Here is a 751-nt window from a genome sequence, read left to right on the forward strand (position 1 = left end):
CTCGCATCAACTGCGAACCCTTCGCCGCCAACCAGGCGCTCCCGCATGCAGCGGCGCAAGACAGTCTCGAACACGCGGCGGAAAAGATCGCTCTCTCGGAATCGGCCTTGGCCGAGATGTACGTGCAGGGCGTCTCGACGCGGAAGGTCAAGCAAGTCACCGAAGAACTTGTGGGGCATGCGTTCTCGGCCTCGGCGATCAGCGCCATCAACAAACGGCTGGATGCGTCGCTGAAGGCGTTTTGCGAGCGCAAGCTCAAGGAACCATTCCCCTATCTGATCCTGGATGCGCGCTATGAGCGGGTGCGCGAGGACGGCATCATTGCGAGCCAGGCGGTGCTGATCGCGATCGGCGTCGACTGGGAAGGCCGGCGTCAGGTGCTCGCGGTCGAGCTTGCCAACCGGGAGAGCCGGTCGAGCTGGAAGGAGTTTTTGGAAGCGTTGAAGGCGCGCGGCCTGCATGGCGTTGAGTTTGTCGTCTCCGACGATCATCCCGGCTTGAAGAAGGCGATCGCCGAAGTCCTCGCCGGCGTGTTCTGGCAGCGCTGTTATGTGCACTTCCTGCGCAATGCGCTCGATTATGTGCCGCGCAAGGTCGACGACGATTGCCTGCTCGAGCTCCGCTGGATGTACGACCGACGCGATCTTGGCGAGGTGCGGCGCGATCTGGCGGCCTGGCTTGCCAAATGGGGCGGCAAATACCCCAAGCTCACCGGCTGGGTGGAGGACAACATCGAGGAGACGCTCGCCTA

General features: G+C 62.8%; 1 pseudogene. It reads left to right on the top strand.

Annotation, left to right across the window (positions count from 1 at the left end):
- Nucleotides 1–101: 101 nt before the first annotated feature.
- A pseudogene (locus ACZXDY_RS46180) lies at nt 102–751 on the top strand (IS256 family transposase); the annotation flags it as partial.

It is taken from the genome of Bradyrhizobium sp. LeoB3, from assembly GCF_055456055.1.